The sequence below is a fragment of the Brachyspira catarrhinii genome (genome assembly GCF_005518285.1).
Classification (GTDB): domain Bacteria; phylum Spirochaetota; class Brachyspiria; order Brachyspirales; family Brachyspiraceae; genus Brachyspira; species Brachyspira catarrhinii.
The window spans coordinates 1-1,223 of record NZ_SJDU01000534.1 but is presented as its reverse complement, the minus strand read 5'-3'; the positions used below and the strand labels follow the sequence as shown (position 1 = coordinate 1,223).

1 protein-coding gene is annotated in these 1,223 nt (G+C 34.5%); it reads left to right on the top strand.

Features of this window, described 5'->3' with window-relative positions; all coding sequences use genetic code 11:
* The coding region (locus tag EZH24_RS14320; protein ID WP_161976171.1) for a hypothetical protein at nucleotides 1–822 on the top strand (822 nt) is incomplete at its 5' end.
* Between the last annotated feature and the right edge of the window lie 401 nt (nucleotides 823–1,223).

Genomic DNA, 1,223 nt, shown 5'->3' with positions numbered 1-1,223 from the left:
GACACTCCAACAGACGGCGGAGTAATAACAAACGACATACCTCCAGGAACTTTTTCCATCAGCGAGGCAACGGACAATGTCAAAGCTTCAATCGTAAAAAAGAGCGAAACTATCGGAACAATAAAAATAGGTTTCGTATCGGCAAACAGTTACGCTTACACTATGGACTACACGGTGGAAGACAGCGAAGCAGACGAAAGCAAAAAAATAACTAAAGACGATTTTACAAAATCAGATAATGTATTGACTTTCAACAATACGGGACTTACAAAAGTAAGGAATAGTTGGGAGGCTTCAACCGACTCTAAAGAAAATACTATTACGATTAATTTCACTTTTACGGCAGACAATAAAACTTTGAACAACAATACTCAAACTTTGTCCGTTAAAGTGACATTGACAAAAGCTCCAAAAATTGATGCTACTAATATAGAAACTATTCTTAATAGAATTAATGGTAATGGTAATGGTATTGGTTGGGGAACTACTGATGATTATGTTAGATTTACTTCAGGCAAGTATGAAAATAATGTCTACACATTAACATCAACGATAGTAGGAACATACGATGCTCCTAATACTGTTAAAGTATCAGAAGTTAAGGATAAATTTGTAAGGAGACAGAACGGTAATTATTATAATGGTAATAGTGCAAATCCATATTTTACGGTAGAAGATGATGGAACGGCTGCAACTAAAACAGGAGAAGAAGTTTCTTTTTCGGTAAACCTCAAATTCACCGATTTAGCCGAAAGCGATATGACTACATTGACGGTGAAACTTGTAAAAGCAACGGGGGATAGTTGGACTTGGGAAGAATAAAAGACTACTTCCTATAAATAAAGCGAAAATATTTTAGATTATAAGTATAAAATTATAAACTGAAGATAATATGATTTAAGTTAATAAGATTTTTAAGAGTTAAACCGAATTTATTCCGATAGGAGTGGTTCGGTTTAATTAAAATTAATTTGATATTTGAAAGTTAGAATTTGTCATTGCCGTTGCCGAAGGCACGCAAAGCGAGGCACACAGAGGTATGCGAGCGAAAGCGTGGCAATCTATTTTGTGTGGATTGCTTCAGCAGAGCTTCGCAATGACAATGTTTTTACAAGTGGAATATTGAATTCTAAACGGAGTTGTTTTGCTTCTTTTAATAACGAAATTTAGACTTGCGGATAATCTACATTCTTTCATATAATATAATTTTTACGAACCTCATG